Raw genomic sequence first — 17,632 nt, forward strand, 5'->3', positions numbered from 1 at the left:
TGACGATCGCTCCCGATATCTCCGTGAAGCCCGGCGGCTCCGACCGCCGTCTCATCCTGATGGCCGTGCTCGTCATCGCCGCGATGACGCTGCTGCGCATCGTCTACGCCTCCGCGATCGAGTTGCGCACCGACGAAGCCTATTACTGGACCTGGTCCAAGGAGGGCGCGCTCAGCTTCCTCGATCACCCCCCGGGCATTGCCTGGCTGATCCGCTTCGGCACCGCGATCTTCGGCGACACGCCGCTCGGGGTCCGCTTCGGCGGGATCGTCGCGATGCTGCTGACGCAGCTGCTGCTGGCTGACATCGTCCGCCGCCTTACTCACGATGTGCGCGCGATCGTGCTCGCGGTGCTGATGCCGGAGGCCGCGCTCTATTACGGCCTGCTGATGGCCAAGGTCGCGCCCGATGTCGCCATGATCCCCTTCGCGGCGGCGATGATGTGGTCGCTGGTACGGCTGGCGCAGAGCGGCGACGGACGCTGGTGGCTGGCGGCCGGCCTGTTCGCCGGCCTCTCGATGCTGTCGAAATTCACGGCGATCATGTTCGCGCCGGCGGTTGCCGCCTTTCTGCTGGTACCGGATTGGCGCTGGCGCTGGCTGCGCAGTCCATATCCTTATCTCGCCGTGCTGGTCGCAATCCTGGTGTTCTCGCCCGTGCTGATCTGGAACGTGCAGCACGATTGGGCCTCGTTCCGTTTCCAGGGCGTGCGCGCCACCGCCAATTACGGAATCTCTCTGCGGACGATTGGCGACTACATCGGCCTGCAATTTGGCCTGGTCGGCTTCGTCATGCTGCCGGTGGTGCTGACTGGACTGGTGCTGACGGCATGGCGAGGTGCTCGCACGCGTGAGCCGGCCGCGATCCTGCTGTCGACGGCGGTGCTGGTGCCATTCCTCTATTTTCTCTTCAAGTCGACCACGCTGCGGGTCGGCGATACCTGGCCGATGTTCATGTGGCCGGTCGGCTTCGCCGCTGCCGCCGTGAACCTCGCAGCGATGATGAAGGAGAATTGGTCGGCGCGCATGCTGAGATCGTCGCTGTTCTGGGCGAGGACGGCCGTCACCACCGGCATCGCCTTCGTCGTCATCGTGTTCCTCTATTACGTCGTCGCGCCGTGGAATCTCCTCGGCAAGATGGATCCGATCGGCGCCGAGGCCGGCTATGAGCAGGTCGCCGCGCGCGCGCAGGCGGCACTCGACGAAACCGGCGCGACCTGGATCGCCACCACGGATTATCGCACCTATGCCATGATGCGCTGGCTGTTCAGGGGGCGCGTGCCCGTCATCGAGATCAACGAGCGCGGCCGCTTCCAGGATTTTGCCGATCCCGGCATGGACCGGATCAAGGGCCGCGCCGGCATCTATGTCGGCCGTGAGCCGGACAACCGGTCGTCGCTGTGGGAGAACATCCCGGCGAAACGCGACCAGCTCGGTAAGGTCGAACGGCAGTGGCGCGGCCTCGTGATGGACACCTACGCGATTGAAAAGCTTTCCGGCTGGACCCCGGACTTGTCACCGCCAAGGGACTCGCCGCTGTTCCAGTGGAAGGTGCTGGCGGGCGAGTTTGAAGAGCGTTCGCTCGGATAGAGCGGCACGCTCCGCTTTCCCTTCTCCCACAAGGGGAAAGGGGGCAGCGAGCGCGTGGCGAGATGCTACTCCTCCCCATCCTTCTTCCGCAGCAGATCGCTCGCCAGATCCGACAGCTTCGGCGGCGGCAGCGCCGCGAACGGCAACGGCCGCGTGACGTCGATCGCGGCCAGCCCCAGCCGCGCCGTCAGCAATCCATTCAGCACGCCTTCGCCGAGCCGTTGCGACAGCTTCGCCGCGATGCCATGGCCGAGCATCTGCTGCACCAGGCTGTCGCTCGCGGCCATGCCGCCGGTGATGGCGAGATGGGCGATGACGTGGCGCAGCAGGCGGATCATGCCGAGCGCGCCGGGACGGCCGCCGTAGAGATAGGCGAGCTGGCGGATCAGGCGCAGCGCGGCGACGAACACGAACAGCACGTCGATCGCCGCACGCGGGCTCACGGCGGTGACGATCGAAACTTTCTGCGCGGCAGACGACACCAGACGCCGCGCCTCTGCATCCAGCGGCGACATCAGCTCGCGCTCGGCGAGCCGGATCATGTCGGCGCCGTCGATGATCTCGCCGGTGTGGCTCTCAAGCGTGGCGCGGGCGCGCGCCAGCTGCGGGTTCTGGTGCGCGATCTTGAGCAGATCCTGCACGATGACGCGGCTCTCCTTGCGGTCGTCGTTGACTAGCACGGCGGCTGCGCGCGCATGCAGCTTCTCGATCGTTGCGAGGCGCGCGAGCCCGAACGCCTCGCGCCCGATCACGACGGCCAGCGCCAGCGCGGTGACGGAGGCGAAGGCGAGGCCGACGAAGCCAAGCGTCTCGCTGCGGGCGAACAGATCCTCGACCAGATGGACCACGCCGAGCCCGGTGCCGAGCAGCGTCAGACCGGCAAGTCCAGACCAGAACAGCGTGCCCCAGGGAAAGCCACGCCGCGCCGGCAGCGCGGCCGCGATCGGCACCGGAAGCGCCTGCGGATCGTGCTCCGGCGTGATCTGGATGGTGGCGCGGCTGAGCCGGCTGGTCTCGTCGGCTTCGGTGACGACGACGCCTGGATCGTCGAGCCGGAACGTCGCCGGCCGCCGCGGCGGGGATCGGTCGTTCATGCGAGCTTGTCTCCGATCAGGAACTGCAAGGCGCGGTCGAGGCGGATGTGTGGCAGCGCGGGCTCGCTATGTCCCTCGCGCTCGAGCCTTGGCGGACGGAAGCGCAGGAAGCGGAAATCGCTCTTGCCGGCAGTCTCGGTGGAGAGGCCGCGGAACGCATCACGGCCGTTGAACAGCGGCTCGGGATCGAGCGGCAGGTCGCCCGGAAAGGTCGCCACTTCCGTATTGCCGTCGAAGAACTCGCCGCCGGCACTTTCGCCCGCGGCCGGCGTTCCCAGGATCGACGGTAGTTTGTCGCGGCCGCGCGCGACCTGCGCCTCCCGCGTGGCACGCACCGCGGCCAGCGCCACCACGTCGATGGAAGCGCCGGTCGTCTCCGCGCGCGCGACGGCGCCGGAGACGGCGCGGCGCAGCACGGCCTCGAGCCGGTCGTGGCTGGAATGATGCAGATGGTCCGCCTTGGTCGCCGCGAACAGGATGCGGTCGATGCGCGGCCGGAACAGGCTGGAGAGGATCGTGCTGCGGCCGATGTTGAAGCAATCGAGAATGCCGGCGAGCGCGGCTTCGAGATCATGCAGCGCTTCGGGACCGGAGTTGAACGCGGACAGCGCGTCTGCCAGCACGATCTGGCGATCGAGCCGGGCGAAATGATCGCGGAAGAACGGCCGCACCACGACGTCCTTGTAGGCCTCGAAGCGGCGCACCATCATCGCCCACAGCGATCCCTCGCCCGCCTGCCTGCCGATGGGCACGTCGAGCGGTGCAAAGGTCAGCGCGGGGGAGCCTGCGAGATTGCCGGGCATCAGGAAGCGGCCGGGCGGCAGCAGGCTCATCGCGAAGCGCTCGTCGCGGCAGGCGCGCAGATAATCGGTGAACAGCTTCGCGGCGGTGAGCGTTGCCTGCTCGTCCTCGCGCGCGTCGGGCTTGAGCGTTGCGAGATGCGCGTGCCATTCGCCCGCAAGATGCGCGCGCGGCGCCTCGCGCGACAGCGCAAGACTTTCCGCCGACCATTGCTCGAAACTCTTCTGCAGCAGCGGCAGGTCGAGCAGCCATTCGCCGGGATAGTCGACGATGTCGAGCGTCAGCGTGCGGTCGGCGCCGTTCGGGCGCTGATAGTCGATGACGAGGCGGAGCTCGCTGATGTCGACGGTCGAGTTCGGCCAGCGCCGTTCCTCGACCAGTGCGCGCAGATGGCTCTCATAGGCAAAGCGCGGCACGGCATCGTCGGGCTGCGGCGCCAAATGCGCTCGCGCGATCCGGCCCGAGGCATAGGCCTCGAACACCGGAAACCGGCCGCCGCGTGTGAGGCCGTGGATCAGCGCAGTGATGAACACGGTCTTGCCGGCGCGCGACAGGCCGGTCACCCCGAGCCGCACCGTCGGGTTGAAGAAGTGCTCGCCATAGTCGATCAGCGCCTGCGCGGACAAGCGCGCTTCTTCGACCATATCCTGGAAACTGAATGCCATGTGAACGTTGAAGGACCGTGGGCGGGCGGAAATGTGTGAGACCGATCACAAAAGTGGCAATTGCGTGAGGAAAATCAAGCTCCATACTTCCACCGTCTTTATCGGAAAATCAGCCGTTTGAACGACGCGCCGGTCCCGAAACGCCCATAGAAGAGGGCATTACCTCATTTTGCGGATTGCCATGACCGTCTTCCAACTGAAACAGCTTGCGTCCAATTCTGTCCACGCCGCGGCCGACGTGATCGGCTGGCACTACGACCGCGCCGAGCTCATTGCCGACGGCATCATTCACGCGATCGGCGTGCTCTCCGGCCTCATTGCCGCGACGGTGCTGGTGGTGCTGACGGCGATCTATGCCGATGCGACCGACGTCGTCGGTGTCTCGATCTACGTCGCCGGCCTGCTCTCGATGCTGGTGCTGTCGGCGACCTATAATCTCTGGCCGGTGTCGCCGGCCAAATGGCTGCTGCGGCGGTTCGATCATTCCGCGATCTATCTGTTGATCGCGGCGACCTACACGCCGTTCATCCTGGAGGTGAAGGACAGCGGGTTCGCGCTGGTGCTGCTCGCCGGCGTCTGGTGCGTCGCCATCACAGGCATCGTGCTGAAGCTGTTCTATCCCGGCCGGTTCGACCGCGTCTCGGTCGGCATTTACCTTGCGATGGGTTGGAGCGGCGTGATGCTCTACGACGCCGTGGTCCAGGCGTTGCCCGCGGTGGTGCTGGGCCTCATCCTGGCTGGCGGGCTGCTCTACAGTTTTGGCGTGATCTTCCACGCCTGGCGGCGGCTGCGCTTCCAGAACGCGATCTGGCACGGCTTTGTCTTGGCCGGCGCGGCGTGCCATTATACCGCGGTGCTCGACCTCGTGTTGAGCTGAGCAGGCTCCGCGCCGCGGAACAAGCGGGCGCGGTCTCAAGCGGTATAAGACGAGAGGAGACGTCGCATGCAGGTGACCGGCAAGGTCGTGGTCGTCACGGGCGGCGCAAACGGCATCGGCAAGGCGCTGTGCGAGGCGTTTTACAACGCGGGCGCGGCCAAGGTCGTCGTCGCGGACATGGACGCCGCCAATGCGCGGGCGGTCGCAGCCATGGTGGATGGCGCGGCCTTCAAATGCGACGTCGCGCAGGAAAAGGACATTGTGCACGTCATCGAGGAGACCGAGCGGCAGTTCGGGCCCATTGATCTGTTTTGTTCGAACGCCGGCATCGGCGGCGGCTTCGATCCGATGTCGGTCAATGCCGGCGGCGCCTCCGACGAGCCGTGGCAGCGCAGCTGGGCGATCCACGTCATGGCCCACGTCTACGCGGCGCGGCATCTCGTCCCCCGCATGAAGGCGCGCGGCGGCGGCTATTTCCTCAACACCATCTCGGCCGCGGGCCTGTTGTCGCAGGTCGGCAGCCCCGCTTATTCGACGACCAAGCACGCCGCGGTCGGCTTTGCCGAGAATCTCGCGATCTCGCACAAGGCGGACAACATCAAGGTCTCGATCCTCTGCCCGCAGGGCGTCGACACCAACATGCTGCGCTCGATCCCGAAGGGCCCGCAATCCGGCGACGGCGATCTCACCCCCGAGCAGGTCGCCAGGGACGTGCTCGCCGGCCTCGAGCAGGAGACCTTCCTGATCCTGCCGCACCCCCAGGTGCTCGGCTACATGCGCAAGAAGACCGAGAATTACGACCGCTGGATCGGCGGCATGGCCAAGATCCAGGCCAGGATGCGGGAAGAGTTCGGGAAGTAGCATAGGGGAGTTGCCGGCACACTGTCGCCCCATAACAGGTGTCGTCCCCGCGAACGCGGGGACCCATAACCCCAGAGAGAAGTTGGGCGAAGACTGGTAGTGTTACTTCCCGCGGTACACGCACCTCCGCTTATCGATAGATCACGCGGTATGGGTCCCCGCGTTCGCGGGGACGGCACCGGTGGTTAGGCGATCGCCTCATCCTCCATCCGGCTCGCCCGCAGCGCCCGCGCATAGAGCATCATCCCCTCGCGCACCTTGCGCTGCTCCGCCTCCGTCAGCGCCGCCAGCGCGCCGCGCACCTGCTGGCGGCCGAAGGCGTGCAGCGCCTCCAGCGTGCGCCGGCCTTTCGTCGTCAGCGACAGCCGCTTGCTGCGGGCATCATTCTCATCCGGCGTCTCGCGCAGCTCGCCGCAGTCGATCAGCTTGCGCACCAGACGGCTGACGCTGGACTTCTCCAGACGCAGGAAATCGCCGAGCTCTCCCGAGGTCATAGAGCCGCGGATGCCGATCTCCAAAATGGTGTGCACGGCCGACGGCGGATAGTCCGATGCCGCCACCGTCGCATCCATGAAGCCGAGCTCGCGCACCATCAGGCGCGAGGCGGCGCGAATGTCGTCGATCAGCGCAAGCTCGGCCATCCCTTGACTCCCGGCATATAGTTGTATCATACAACTATATGTGCGCAACAGTGCGCGCAAGGGTTTTGGAGTGGACCATGAGCGGAGCCTTGCCGACGGGAATGCGGATGACGGGCAAGGTCTGCCTGGTCACCGGCGGCGGCAGCGGCATCGGCCGCGCCACCGCGCTGCGGATGGCCGCCGAGGGCGCCGCGGCGATCATCGTCGCCGGCCGGCGCGAGGCCGAGATCGAGGCGACCGCCGCAGCGTGCCGCGAGCTTGGCGCGGAGGCAATCGCGTGTCAGACCGACATCACCCGAGAGGACGAGGTCGTACGCCTCGTCGGCACCGCTATCGAACGTTGCGGTCGTCTCGACGTCGCCTTCAACAATGCCGGCTTCCAGGAGCGCCGCGCACCGCTGGAGGAGCAGGGCACGGATATCTACGACAGCGTGTTCGACACCAATGTCCGCGCGCTGTTCCTGTGCCTGCGCCACCAATTGCCGGTCATGCTCGCGCAGGGGCGCGGCAGCATCGTGGTCAATGCCTCGGTGAGCGGCGTGCGCAATCCCAATCCCGGCTTCTCGCTCTATTCGGCCTCGAAGGCGGCCGCGATCTCGCTGACGCGCTCGGCGGCGCTGGAGAACGCCCCGCGCGGCATCCGCATCAACGCCATCGCGCCCGGCCGCGTCGTCACCGACATGATGCTGCGCGCCGGCGTCGGCGACGTCGCAACGGTCAGCGCGGGATTGCCGCTACGGCGCATGGGCAGCCCGGAGGAGGTGGCGGAAGCCGTGGTGTGGCTGTCCTCGGATGCGTCATCCTATGTGGTCGGGCACGTGCTGGCGGCGGACGGGGGATTCCTGGCGTCGTAGCGCGACGACATGATCAATGCTTCTGCCCGTACAGTACCGGCACCGCCGAATCCACGACGACCTCGACGAGGCTCGTCCCTTCATGCGCCAAGCCGCGCTTGAGGGCTTCGCCGAGCTCCGCGGCCTTCGTCACCCGAACTGCATGGCAGCCCATGCCCTCCGCGAGCCGCACGAAATCGATGCCCGGCAGCTCCAGCCCGGGCACGTTGCGCACCTGCATCACCTGGCTGAAGGAGCGCATCGCGCCGTAGCCGGAATTGTTGATGACGACGATGGTGAGCGGCAGCTTGCGCTGTGCGGCGGTCCACACCGCCTGGATCGAATACATCGCCGAGCCGTCGCCGATCAGACAGATTGTGCGCTGCTTCGGCTTGCCGAGCGCCATGCCGACCGCAGCGGGCAGCGAATATCCGAGGCCGCCGCTGGCCATCGTGTAGAAGGAATCCTGGCCCGGCATCGGCATGAATTTTTGCATCGCCGGCCGATGCGAGGGAACCTCCTCGACGACCGACGTACCCTCCGGCATCGCCTGCGACAGAGAGTGCAGCAGGAACTCGACCGGCAGCGGATCGGCCGCTGGCGGCGCCGGCGGCAGCGTGCGGCCCTTGGGCGCGGCGCGCTTGCTCTCGGGCAGCAGCTCGAGCAGCAGGCTCAGCGCCGGCTTCATCGTGGTGATGATGCTAGTGCCGACCGGGGTTACCGCGGCGGCATCCGCATCATCCGTGATCTGGAAGATGGTCGCGCCGCCGTCGAAGATCGCGGCATGGCCCTCGACATGGAAGGTGAACACCGGCGCGCCGATCACGACGACGAGATCGTGTTCGCGCAGCGCGTCGGAGAGCTGCGCGGGCGAGGCGTGCAAGAACCCTGCGAACTGCGGATGCCGCTCGGGGAACGAGCAGCGCGCCGAGAACGGGCTGACCCAGACGCTGGCCTTGGCCTTCTCTGCGACGCGCACCATCAGGTCCACAGCGCCGGCGCGATCCACGCCGGGGCCGACGACGAGGGCAGGGTGCTTTGCGCCGGCGAGCGCGGCGACCAGCGCCTTCATGGCGTCAGGCTCGGGCCCGATCTCGCGGCTGACCTTGCGCGCATCCACCGGCGCGGTCGCATGCGCCCAGTCGTCGATCGGGATGGACACGAAGGTCGGCCCGCACGGTGGCTGCATCGCGGTGTAATAGGCCCGCGCGATCGCGGCCGGCACGTCCTCGGGCCGCGCCGGCTCGACGCTGTATTTGACATAAGGCCGCGGAAACTCGGAGGCGCGCTCGGCATAGAGGAACGCCTGCAGCGGCAGGATCGAGCGCGCCTGCTGGCCCGCGGTGATCACGAGCGGAGTCTGGTTGCGATGCGCGGTGTAGATGTTGCCGAGCGCGTTGCCGACGCCGGCCGCCGAATGCAGATTGACGAAGCCCGCATTGCGCGTCGCCTGCGCGTAGCCGTCGGCCATGCCGACGGCGGAGGCTTCCTGCAACGCCAGCACATAGTCGATGTCGCCGGGCCAGTCGGACAGGAACGGCAGCTCGGTCGAGCCGGGATTGCCGAACACTTTTGTGATGCCGAAGGCACGCAGCAGGTCGAGCGTCGCCTGCTTGACGGTGACGGACTTGCTGCCGGTCTTGCCGTTCTTGGCCATGGTTTCCGTCCCCGAATGCTTTTATTGAGCCGTCATTCCGGCGCGATGCTTCGCATCACCGCGGAATGACGGTGTATTTATCACCAAACCGCCGTCCCCTTCATCGTCGGCTGCCCCTCCGCGTTCGCAGTCCACAGCTCCATGCCAGCCTCGGTCTCGTTGGCATTCACCGAGAACTCGCCGCCCTCGAACAGCGGCTGCAGCCCGCGATAGGTGAACTTCTTCGGCGCCTTGCCGCCGCGCAGCTTTGCCGCCATCTCGATGATCAGCGCGGCCTGCAACGGTCCGTGGAAGATCAGGCCCGGATAGCCCTCGACCTTGGTGACGTAGTCGCGGTCGTAATGAATGCGATGGCCGTTGAAGGTCAGGGCGGAATAGCGGAACAGCAGCACGGGATCGGAGACATGGGTCTCGCGGTGCTGCGCCTTCGGCGGCGGAGGTGGAGCCTTGCCGCTCGCGGGTGCGCTGCTCGTCATCTCGCGATAGACGATGTCCTGCCGTTCGCGGATCGCGATGCCGCGCGGCGAGGAAATGCTGTGCTCGACCGAGACGAAGCACAGCGTGCCGGTCGAGCCTGATTTCACCTGTACGTCGGCGATGCGCGAGGTCCGCGTCGATTCATCGCCGACCTGCAGCGGCTGCAGGAACTCGATCTCGCCGCCGGCCCACATCCGGCGCGGCAGCGGCACCGGCGGCAGGAAGCCGCCGCGGGTGGGGTGGCCGTCGGGCCCGAGCATCGACATCGGAAACACCGGCTGGGCCAGGCACCAATGCACGGTGAACGGGGCGGCATCGCCCTTCCGGGGTTCGCCGACGTCCTGGAACAGCGTCGCGCGCAAACCCATGACGAGCTGCGCGGTGACGATGTCGGTCGCCTCCGTGCTGCGGCCGATCCATTGCCGCAAGTGATCGATATCGAGCTTCTCGGTCATGACGCCTCGCTCTGTTACTTCTTGGACTTTGGCTTATCGCCGATCGCCGGCACGGCGCCATAGTTGCGCGTCTCGCCGACGATGATCGGCGCCGGCGCAGGATAGCTGACGCGCCCGTTCGGCGTGTCGACCTCGATGCGGCGCAGATGCGGATGGTTGGTGAGGTCGGCCATGGTGTTGACCTCGGCAAAGGCGATGTCGGCGTCCGACAGCCGCTTCAAGAGCTCGTCGCGCGTCATCTTGCCGAAGATATTTGCGACCGTCGTGTCCGTGAAGTCGCGGTTGCGCACGCGCTCGACCATGTTGGCGACACGGGGATCGGCGGGCAGGTCGGGCTGGTCGAGCACCTTGGCGCAGAGCGTCTTCCACTCGCGCTCGCTCTGGATCGAGATCAGGATGTCCTTGCCGTCCCTGGAGGTGAACACGCCATAGGGTGCGATCGAGGGATGGCGCAGGCCCATGCGCTTCGGCGGGTTGCCGGCCTCGGAGTTGAGCAGCGGCACAGTGCACCAGTCCGCCATCACGTCGAACATGGAGATGCGTATGTCGGCGCCCTTGCCGGTGCGTCCGCGCGCGATCAGCGCCTCCAAAATCGCCGCATGCGCGGTGGCGCCGGTCGCGACGTCCACGATCGACATGCCGACGCGCGAGGCGCCATCGGGGTTGCCGGTGATCGAGGCAAGCCCGCTCTCGGCCTGGATCAGCAGATCATAGGCCTTGCGGTGCGCGTAGGGGCCTTCGTCGCCGTAGCCGGTGATGGTGCAGGAGATCAGCTTCGGATAGTCCTTCAAAAGCCGCTCGCGCGAGAATCCCAGCTTGTCCATCGAGCCCGGCTTCAGGTTCTGGATCAGCACGTCGGCATTTGAGATCAGCGTTTCCAGCTCGGCGCGGCCTTCCTTGGTCGTGAGATCGACCACGGCGGATTGCTTGCCGCGGTTGAGCCAGACGAAATAGCTGCTCTGGCCCTTGGCCGCCGCGTCATAGCCGCGGGCGAAATCGCCCTCGGGCCGCTCGATCTTGATCACCTCCGCGCCGGCGTCCGCCAGCCGCGAGGAGCAGAACGGCGCCGCCACCGCCTGCTCGACCGCAATCACCCTGATCCCGTCCAGTGCTCCCATGACGTGGCCTCAGTATGAGCGCGGCATGCCGAGCACATGCTCGGCGACGTAGGACAGCACGAGGTTGGTCGAGATCGGCGCGACCTGATAGAGCCGCGTCTCGCGGAATTTGCGCTCGACGTCGTATTCCTCGGCAAAGCCGAAGCCGCCATGGGTCTGGATGCAGGCATTCGCCGCTTCCCAGGATGCGTCCGCCGCCAGCATCTTGGCCATGTTGGCCTCCGCGCCGCAATCGAGCCCGGCCTCGTATTTGCGCGTGGCTTCCTTCACCATCAGCTCGGCCGCGCGCATCGAGGCGTAGGCCTTGGCGATCGGGAACTGGATGCCTTGATTCTGGCCGATCGGACGACCGAACACGGCGCGGTCCTTGGCGTAATTGGTGGCCTTCGCAATGAACCATTTGGCATCGCCGACGCATTCGGCTGCGATCAGGATGCGCTCGGCATTCATGCCTGAGAGGATATAGCGGAAGCCCTTGCCTTCCTCGCCGATCAGATTCTCCGCCGGCACCTTCATGTCGGTGAAGAACACTTCGGTGGTGGCGTGATTCATCATGGTGCGGATCGGGCGGATCTCGAGGCCATTGTTCTTGGCCTCGCGCATGTCGACGATGAAGACCGACAGGCCATCGGTGCGCTTCTTGGCCTGCTCTTTCGGCGTGGTGCGTGCCAGCAGCACCATCAAATCGGAATGCTCGGCGCGGCTGGTCCAGATCTTCTGGCCGTTGACGATGTAGCTGTCGTTGCCTTCCTTGCGCGCGAAGGTCTTCAGCGAGGAGGTGTCGGTGCCGCTGGTCGGCTCGGTGACGCCGAAGGCCTGCAGGCGCAACTCGCCGCTCGCGATCTTCGGCAGATATTTTGCCTTCTGCTCGGCATTGCCGTGCCTGAGCACGGTGCCCATCGTGTACATCTGGGCATGACAGCCGCCGCCGTTGCAGCCCGCGCGCTGGATCTCTTCCAGGATCGCCGCCGCGGCCGACAGCTTCAGGCCCGCACCGCCATATTCCTCGGGAATCAGCACCGAGAGATAGCCGGCCTGGGTCAAGGCGTCGACGAAGGCCTTGGGGTAGGCCATCTCGCGATCAAGCTTGCGCCAATATTCGCCGGGGAACTGCGCGCAGAGTTTTGCGACGGCGTCGCGGATGTCGGCGTAATCTTCGGTGTGGTGTTCTTGACTCATGGCGTTTCCAGTTCTTGGCGGCAGTTAAGATAACGCCGGTCAATCCTCCGGCGTTGTGAAAACAACGCCAGCCCCCTATGCTCATTTGTTATAGCGTATGAAGTAGCCTTCCAGGGTTGGCAAGCATGGATTTCCGGCAGCTCAGGACCTTCAGTTGCGTGGCGGAGCTCGGCAGCCTGTCCAAGGCGTCCGACACGTTGCGCGTGGCGCAGCCCGCGCTCTCCAGGCAGATCAAGCTGCTGGAACACGAGCTGCGCACCGAACTCTTCACCCGCAACGGCCGCGGCATGGTGCTGACCGAAGCCGGCCGGCTGCTGCTGGCGCGCACCTCCGGCATCGTGCGGCAGATCGACCAGATCCGCGACGACATCCAGTCGTCTCAGGGACCGCCGTCCGGCCAGGTCGTGCTCGGCCTCGTTCCGACGGTGAGCTGCGTGCTGTCGGCGCGCTTTGCGCGGCGCTGCGTCGAAAAATTTCCCGGCATCTCGCTGCGCATCGTCGAGAGCTACAGCGGCCATCTCGTCGAATGGCTGCATCGCGGCGAGATGGACCTTGCCATCCTCTACGGCCGTTCTGCAGATCTGCATCTCAACGTCGAGAGCCTCGGGCGCGACAACATCGTCGCCGTCGGTCCGCGCGGCTGCGGCCTCGCGCGCAAGAAGAGCGTCGATATCGGCTGGCTGCTGCGGCAGCGGCTGGTGCTGCCCTCTCATTCCCACGGCCTCCGCGCGCTGATCGAGCACGCGGCCGCCCAGCGCAAGATCAAGCTCAACGTCCAGCTCGAGGCGGATTCGTTCCGCGTGCTCACCAGTCTCGTCGAGGAAGGCCTCGGCTTCGCGCTGCTGCCGCCCTCGTCGGTCCATGGCGAGGTCGCGGAGGGGCGGCTGGAGACGACGGCCGTCTCGAAGCCGATGACGCGCGAGCTCATTTTCGCTTCTCCGATCGACCGCCCGGTCTCGACGGCGTCCCTGGCCGTCACGACCCTCCTGCGCGAGGAGGTCGCCGCCTGCCGCAAGGACGGCGTATGGGACATCAAGTTGAGTTAGATGTCGTGTGGTAGAACAGTCGGGCGCCGACTTGCCTTCGCATCTGGCGCGAGCTGACATGCCGGAATTTTATAGCTGGGTCGGTGATCTACCGGTCTCGTACCCCGGACGCAGCGCAGCACGCCCGGCGATGCGAAGCATCGTCCGGTGTGATGCGCTGCAGATCCGGGGCCCATGTCGTTGCGAGGCCGTTGCTTGCTGGGTCCCGGCTCTGCGCCGCACCGCTACGCGCTGCGGCGCGTTCGGGACACGAGCGAACAAGATGCTGTCACCGGCAATGAGAGCTCAGCCCGGTATCCTCACCGGCAGCGTCTCGTAGCCCTTGATGAAGCTCGAATAGATCCGCTTGGGCTCGCCGACCACCTCGATGCGGTCGAAGCGCTTCAGCATCTCCTCCCAGATGATCTTGAGCTGCAGCTCGGCGAGGCGCATGCCGACGCAGCGGTGGATGCCGAAGCCGAAGGAAAGATGCGTGCGCGGCCGGGGGCGGTCGATGATGAACTCGTTCGGCCTGTCGAACATCTCATCGTCGCGATTGCCCGAGACGTACCACATCACGACGCGGTCGCCCTTCCTGATGTGCTTGCCGCCGATCTCGGTGTCCTGCAAGGCGGTGCGCCGCATGTGCGCCAGCGGGGTCTGCCAGCGGATCACCTCCGGCACCATGGAATCGATCAGCTCCGGATTGGCGCGGAGCTTGTCGTATTGCTCCGGGTTCTCGTTCAGCGCCAGCACCGAGCCGGTCATGGTGTTCCGCGTGGTGTCGTTGCCGCCGACGATGAGCAGGATGATGTTGCCCATGAGATTGTCAGGGTCCATGTGGCGCGTGGCGTCGTTATGGGCCATCAGCGACAGCAGATCGTTGCGCGGCGCCGAGTTGACGCGCTCGTTCCACAGCTTGGACATGTAGGCGTAGCATTCGTCCATCTCGCGGCGGCGCTCTTCGGCCGAGGCGACGATGCCGCTCTTGGGCAGCGCGGTCGAGACGTCCGACCAGCGCGTCAGCTTGCGCCGCTCCTCCCAGGGGAAGTCGAACAGGGTTGCCAGCATCTGCGTCGTCAGCTCGATCGAGACGCGCTCGACGAAGTTGAAGGTCTCGTTGCGCGGCAGATTGTCCAGCACGGTCTGCGAGCGCTGGCGGATCAGCTTCGCGAGCTCGTCCAGATGCGTCGGCGTGAACATCGGCGACACCGTCTTGCGCTGTGACGAGTGCTTGGGCTGGTCCATCGCGATGAAGCTCGGCCAGTCGTAACCCTCGGGCACGTCGCGAATCGAGATGCCGCCGAGCGTCGAGTCCGACGAGAAGATGCCGTGATTGGTGTCGACATGCATGATGTCGTTGTACTTCACCACCGACCAATAGGGCTCGATCGGCGCGTTGGTGCAGTAATGCACCGGCTCTTCCTTGCGCAGCCGCTCGAACCACGGCCACAGCGTGTCGTCCTGGAACAGCCGGGGCGCGCCGGGGTGGAATTGCGACAGCGGCGTCGCATAGGCCTCCTCGCTGGCCCGACGGATGCGTTCGGCCTTGTCCACCTTAACCGGCGCTTGGATGTTCATCGTCGTGGCTCCGTTTGTTCTTTCTTCGCCTCTGCCCCGCGTGCGGGGAAAGGCGAAGTAACTCACGCCGCAATCTTCACCGGCAGCTCTTCGAGACCCTTCACGAAACTCGAGTACACCCGCTTCGGCTCGCCCACCACATCGATATGGTCGAACCGCTTCAGGATCTCTTCCCAGATAATCTTGAGCTGGAGTTCGGCAAGGCGCAAGCCCACGCAGCGGTGGATGCCGAAGCCGAAGGACAGGTGGGTGCGCGGGCGGGCGCGGTCGATGATGAAATCGTAGGGCTTGTCGATCGCCTCCTCGTCGCGGTTGCCCGAGACGTACCACATCACGACCTTGTCACCCTTCTTGATCTGCTTGCCGCGGAACTCGAAATCAGAGAGCGCGGTGCGGCGCATATGCGCCAGCGGCGTCTGCCAGCGGATCACTTCGGGGACGAAACTGTCGAGCAGCGCGGGGTTCTCGCGCAGCTTGCGATATTGCTCGGGATGCTGGCTCAGCGCGTGCAGCGAGCCCGACATGGTGTTGCGCGTGGTGTCGTTGCCGCCGACGATCAAAAGCACGAGATTGCCGAGGAAGTTCTTGGCATCCATGTCGCGCGTCGCGGCGCCATGCGCCATCATCGAGAGCAGGTCGCTCTTCGGCGGCTGCTCGATGCGCTCCTTCCAGAGGCGGGAGAAATAGGCCGCGCATTCCGTCAGCTCGGCCTGCCGCTCGTCCTCGGTGGCGACGAGGCCGTCGGGCCCGGGAATCGTGGTGGCAATGTCGGACCAGCGTGTCAGCTTGCGGCGGTCTTCCCAGGGGAAGTCGAACAGCACCGCCAGCATCTGCGTGGTCAGCTCGATCGAGACGCGGTCGACCCAGTCGAACACCTTCCCGCGCGGCAGATTGTCGAGGCACTCGGCCGAGCGCTTGCGGATGTTGAGCGCGAGATTGTCCAGGTGCGTCGGCGTGAACATCGGCGCCACGGTCTTGCGCTGCGCCGCATGGCGCGGCGGGTCCATCGAGATGAAGCTCTCGCGGCGCAGGTCCGGGTCGATATCGCGGATGGTGATGCCGCCGAGCGAGGAGGCCGAGGAGAACACCGCGTGGTTGGTCTCGATCTCCATGATGTCGTTGTAGCGCGTCACCGACCAATACGGCCCGAACATCGAGTCCTTGCAATAATGCACGGGGTCTTCCCGGCGCAGCCGATCGAAATACGGCCAGAACGTATCGGTCCTGAACAGCTCGGGGTCACCCGGATCGAACTGCTCCAGCGGCAGTGACTTGGCGCGCTCGCGCAGTGCGTCGAGCTTGGCCGCGCTCTCGATGGTCCCATGCATGACCGTTCTCCCTGGGCATGAACCGCGCGTTCTCGTTGAATTCTGCGCTGCGGTATTTGATTTGCAATTACAGCCGGTTGTCTGCGCCGGAGCAAGGGAGAGTTTTGCCACATCCAACTTTCGCGAGAGGGCTGCGGGCCGTCCGCGAGCGTGATCCCCCGCACATCGCTTGTCGTGAAATCGTGACAGAAACCGACTGGAATCGAGGTAAATCGAACCCAGCCGGCCCGGGGGTCGACCAAGCCTCTGATCTATAGTTTGATTGCAACAGACCGACACCCCGAGGTTGCCGCCGTGAACGACATGCAATGGACCCCGATCGGCTCCGAGCCGCTTCCGCCGCCGCTGCCGCCCACGCGCGTCGATTTTTCCGGCAATCGCTCCGAGTTCCGGAGAATGGTCACCAAGGGTGCCATGTTGGAGCTCGTCACCTTCGGCTTCTACCGGTTCTGGCTCGTCACCGACATCCGGCGCCATTTGTGGGCGAACACCGCGATCGACGGCGATGCCGCCGAATATACCGGCCGGGCCAAGGAGCTTCTGGTCGGCTTCCTGTTTGCGCTCGCGATCCTGGTGCCGATCTACCTCGCCTACTTCCTTGTTGGTATCGAGTTCGAGCGCTGGCAGGGCTTTGCCTCGACACCGCTGTTCATCGGCTTCTACGCCTTCGGCCAGTTCGCGATCTTTCGCGCGCGGCGCTATCGGCTGACGCGCACGGTCTGGCGCGGCGTGCGATTCTGGATGGACGGCTCCGGCTGGGCCTATTCGTTCCGCGCCATGGCGTGGGGCTTGCTGGTGTTGCTGACGCTCGGCCTGGCGCTGCCGTGGCGCGAGGCCGCGCTCGAGCGCTACAAGATGCAGCACAGCCATTATGGCGATCTCCGCGGCGATTTCGAGGGCGACGGCTGGACCTTCTTCAAGCGTGCCTGGTGGCTGTGGCTGCTCAGCCCGATCGCGCTCTTCATCTTTCCGCTCGCGCCGTTCTTCTATGCCGAGTTCAAGGCGCGCGAATGGCGCTGGTGGCTCAACGGCATCCGCATCGGCGGCGTCAGCCTGTCCTCGAACCTGCCTCATGACGCCTTCTACGGCCTGTACTGGAAGATGATCGGCTGGTGGATGCTGCTCACGATGGCCTTCTCGGCCTATATGGGCGGCGGCGCGCTGTTGCTGGTCCAGCTGAGCGGCGTTCCGGCTGAGCAGATGCTCGGCTCCGACAATGCCGTCACGAGCATCCCGATGGTGGTGATGATGGTCATCGGCTATCTCGCCCTGGCGCTCGCGATCAACATCGTGATGCGCGTCTATCTTCAGCGCGATCTCTGGGCCAAGGTGCTGGAAACCGTCGAGGTGCACGACATCGCGGCGGCGGCGGATGTGCGCGGCAGCGGCCAGCTTGCCAGCGCGCTCGGCGAAGGTTTTGCCGATGGGCTCGATGTCGCGGGATTCTAAGC

Annotated in this window: 15 protein-coding genes; 6 read left to right on the forward strand and 9 right to left on the reverse strand. The window is 65.7% G+C overall.

Translation table 11 applies throughout. The features are described from left to right. The first annotated feature begins 59 nt into the window (after positions 1 to 59). Complete coding sequence (locus AC0WRY_RS06790) at positions 60 to 1,589, forward strand: glycosyltransferase family 39 protein (protein ID WP_491123447.1); 1,530 nt, start codon at positions 60 to 62, stop codon at positions 1,587 to 1,589. 65 nt (positions 1,590 to 1,654) lie between these two features. On the opposite strand, the gene AC0WRY_RS06795 is transcribed toward AC0WRY_RS06790, so the two are convergent. Both AC0WRY_RS06795 and AC0WRY_RS06800 read right to left on the reverse strand, forming a co-directional pair. Continuing rightward, positions 1,655 to 2,683, reverse strand: coding sequence for a YcjF family protein (locus AC0WRY_RS06795; protein WP_194406254.1), 1,029 nt, complete (start codon positions 2,681 to 2,683; stop codon positions 1,655 to 1,657). Beyond that, positions 2,680 to 4,149: a YcjX family GTP-binding protein gene (locus tag AC0WRY_RS06800; RefSeq protein WP_194406255.1), complete on the reverse strand. Its 1,470-nt coding sequence runs from the start codon at positions 4,147 to 4,149 to the stop codon at positions 2,680 to 2,682. Before AC0WRY_RS06800 ends, AC0WRY_RS06795 begins: the two co-directional genes overlap by 4 nt. Positions 4,150 to 4,330: 181 nt before the next feature. On the opposite strand from AC0WRY_RS06800, the gene trhA reads away from it, so the two are divergent. Together trhA and AC0WRY_RS06810 are read left to right on the forward strand one after the other, a co-directional pair. Further along, positions 4,331 to 5,026: a PAQR family membrane homeostasis protein TrhA gene (gene trhA / locus AC0WRY_RS06805; protein WP_194406256.1), complete on the forward strand. Its 696-nt coding sequence runs from the start codon at positions 4,331 to 4,333 to the stop codon at positions 5,024 to 5,026. 66 nt (positions 5,027 to 5,092) lie between these two features. Next, the gene (locus AC0WRY_RS06810; protein ID WP_194406257.1) at positions 5,093 to 5,887 is read left to right on the forward strand and encodes an SDR family oxidoreductase; all 795 of its coding nucleotides are present in this window, start codon (positions 5,093 to 5,095) and stop codon (positions 5,885 to 5,887) included. 185 nt (positions 5,888 to 6,072) lie between these two features. Here the strand turns inward: AC0WRY_RS06810 and AC0WRY_RS06815 are convergent, their stop codons facing one another. Beyond that, positions 6,073 to 6,528 (reverse strand): MarR family winged helix-turn-helix transcriptional regulator, encoded by a 456-nt coding sequence (locus AC0WRY_RS06815; protein ID WP_194406258.1) that lies wholly within the window; start codon positions 6,526 to 6,528, stop codon positions 6,073 to 6,075. 77 nt (positions 6,529 to 6,605) lie between these two features. On the opposite strand from AC0WRY_RS06815, the gene AC0WRY_RS06820 reads away from it, so the two are divergent. After that, a complete protein-coding gene (locus AC0WRY_RS06820; RefSeq protein WP_194406259.1) occupies positions 6,606 to 7,382 on the forward strand; it encodes an SDR family NAD(P)-dependent oxidoreductase in 777 nt (258 codons plus the stop codon). A 13-nt stretch (positions 7,383 to 7,395) separates the two neighbouring features. On the opposite strand, the gene mdlC is transcribed toward AC0WRY_RS06820, so the two are convergent. From mdlC to AC0WRY_RS06840, 4 genes are all read right to left on the reverse strand, one after another. Continuing rightward, complete coding sequence (gene mdlC / locus AC0WRY_RS06825; RefSeq protein ID WP_194406260.1) at positions 7,396 to 9,018, reverse strand: benzoylformate decarboxylase; 1,623 nt, start codon at positions 9,016 to 9,018, stop codon at positions 7,396 to 7,398. Positions 9,019 to 9,098: 80 nt separating this feature from the next. Continuing rightward, positions 9,099 to 9,950, reverse strand: coding sequence for an HTD2 family dehydratase (locus AC0WRY_RS06830; RefSeq protein WP_194406261.1), 852 nt, complete (start codon positions 9,948 to 9,950; stop codon positions 9,099 to 9,101). A 14-nt stretch (positions 9,951 to 9,964) separates the two neighbouring features. Then, a complete protein-coding gene (locus AC0WRY_RS06835) occupies positions 9,965 to 11,068 on the reverse strand; it encodes a CaiB/BaiF CoA transferase family protein (protein WP_491122840.1) in 1,104 nt (367 codons plus the stop codon). A gap of 9 nt (positions 11,069 to 11,077) precedes the next feature. After that, on the reverse strand, positions 11,078 to 12,247 hold the full coding sequence (locus AC0WRY_RS06840; RefSeq protein ID WP_491122841.1) for an acyl-CoA dehydrogenase family protein: 1,170 nt from the start codon (positions 12,245 to 12,247) through the stop codon (positions 11,078 to 11,080). Positions 12,248 to 12,372: 125 nt separating this feature from the next. Here AC0WRY_RS06840 and AC0WRY_RS06845 point away from each other — a divergent pair, with 125 nt between their 5' ends. Continuing rightward, the gene (locus AC0WRY_RS06845) at positions 12,373 to 13,293 is read left to right on the forward strand and encodes a LysR substrate-binding domain-containing protein (RefSeq protein ID WP_211418353.1); all 921 of its coding nucleotides are present in this window, start codon (positions 12,373 to 12,375) and stop codon (positions 13,291 to 13,293) included. Positions 13,294 to 13,578: 285 nt separating this feature from the next. Here AC0WRY_RS06845 and AC0WRY_RS06850 read toward each other — a convergent pair whose 3' ends face one another. Both AC0WRY_RS06850 and AC0WRY_RS06855 read right to left on the reverse strand, forming a co-directional pair. Further along, positions 13,579 to 14,853 carry a cytochrome P450 gene (locus tag AC0WRY_RS06850; RefSeq protein WP_194406265.1) on the reverse strand — a complete coding sequence of 425 codons (1,275 nt, stop codon included), beginning with the start codon at positions 14,851 to 14,853 and terminating at the stop codon, positions 13,579 to 13,581. Positions 14,854 to 14,915: 62 nt separating this feature from the next. Next, positions 14,916 to 16,181 carry a cytochrome P450 gene (locus AC0WRY_RS06855; RefSeq protein WP_194406266.1) on the reverse strand — a complete coding sequence of 422 codons (1,266 nt, stop codon included), beginning with the start codon at positions 16,179 to 16,181 and terminating at the stop codon, positions 14,916 to 14,918. 294 nt (positions 16,182 to 16,475) lie between these two features. Here AC0WRY_RS06855 and AC0WRY_RS06860 point away from each other — a divergent pair, with 294 nt between their 5' ends. Then, positions 16,476 to 17,630 carry a DUF898 family protein gene (locus tag AC0WRY_RS06860; RefSeq protein WP_371746282.1) on the forward strand — a complete coding sequence of 385 codons (1,155 nt, stop codon included), beginning with the start codon at positions 16,476 to 16,478 and terminating at the stop codon, positions 17,628 to 17,630. Positions 17,631 to 17,632: the final 2 nt, after the last annotated feature.

This window comes from Bradyrhizobium sp. T-12 (assembly GCF_058314695.1).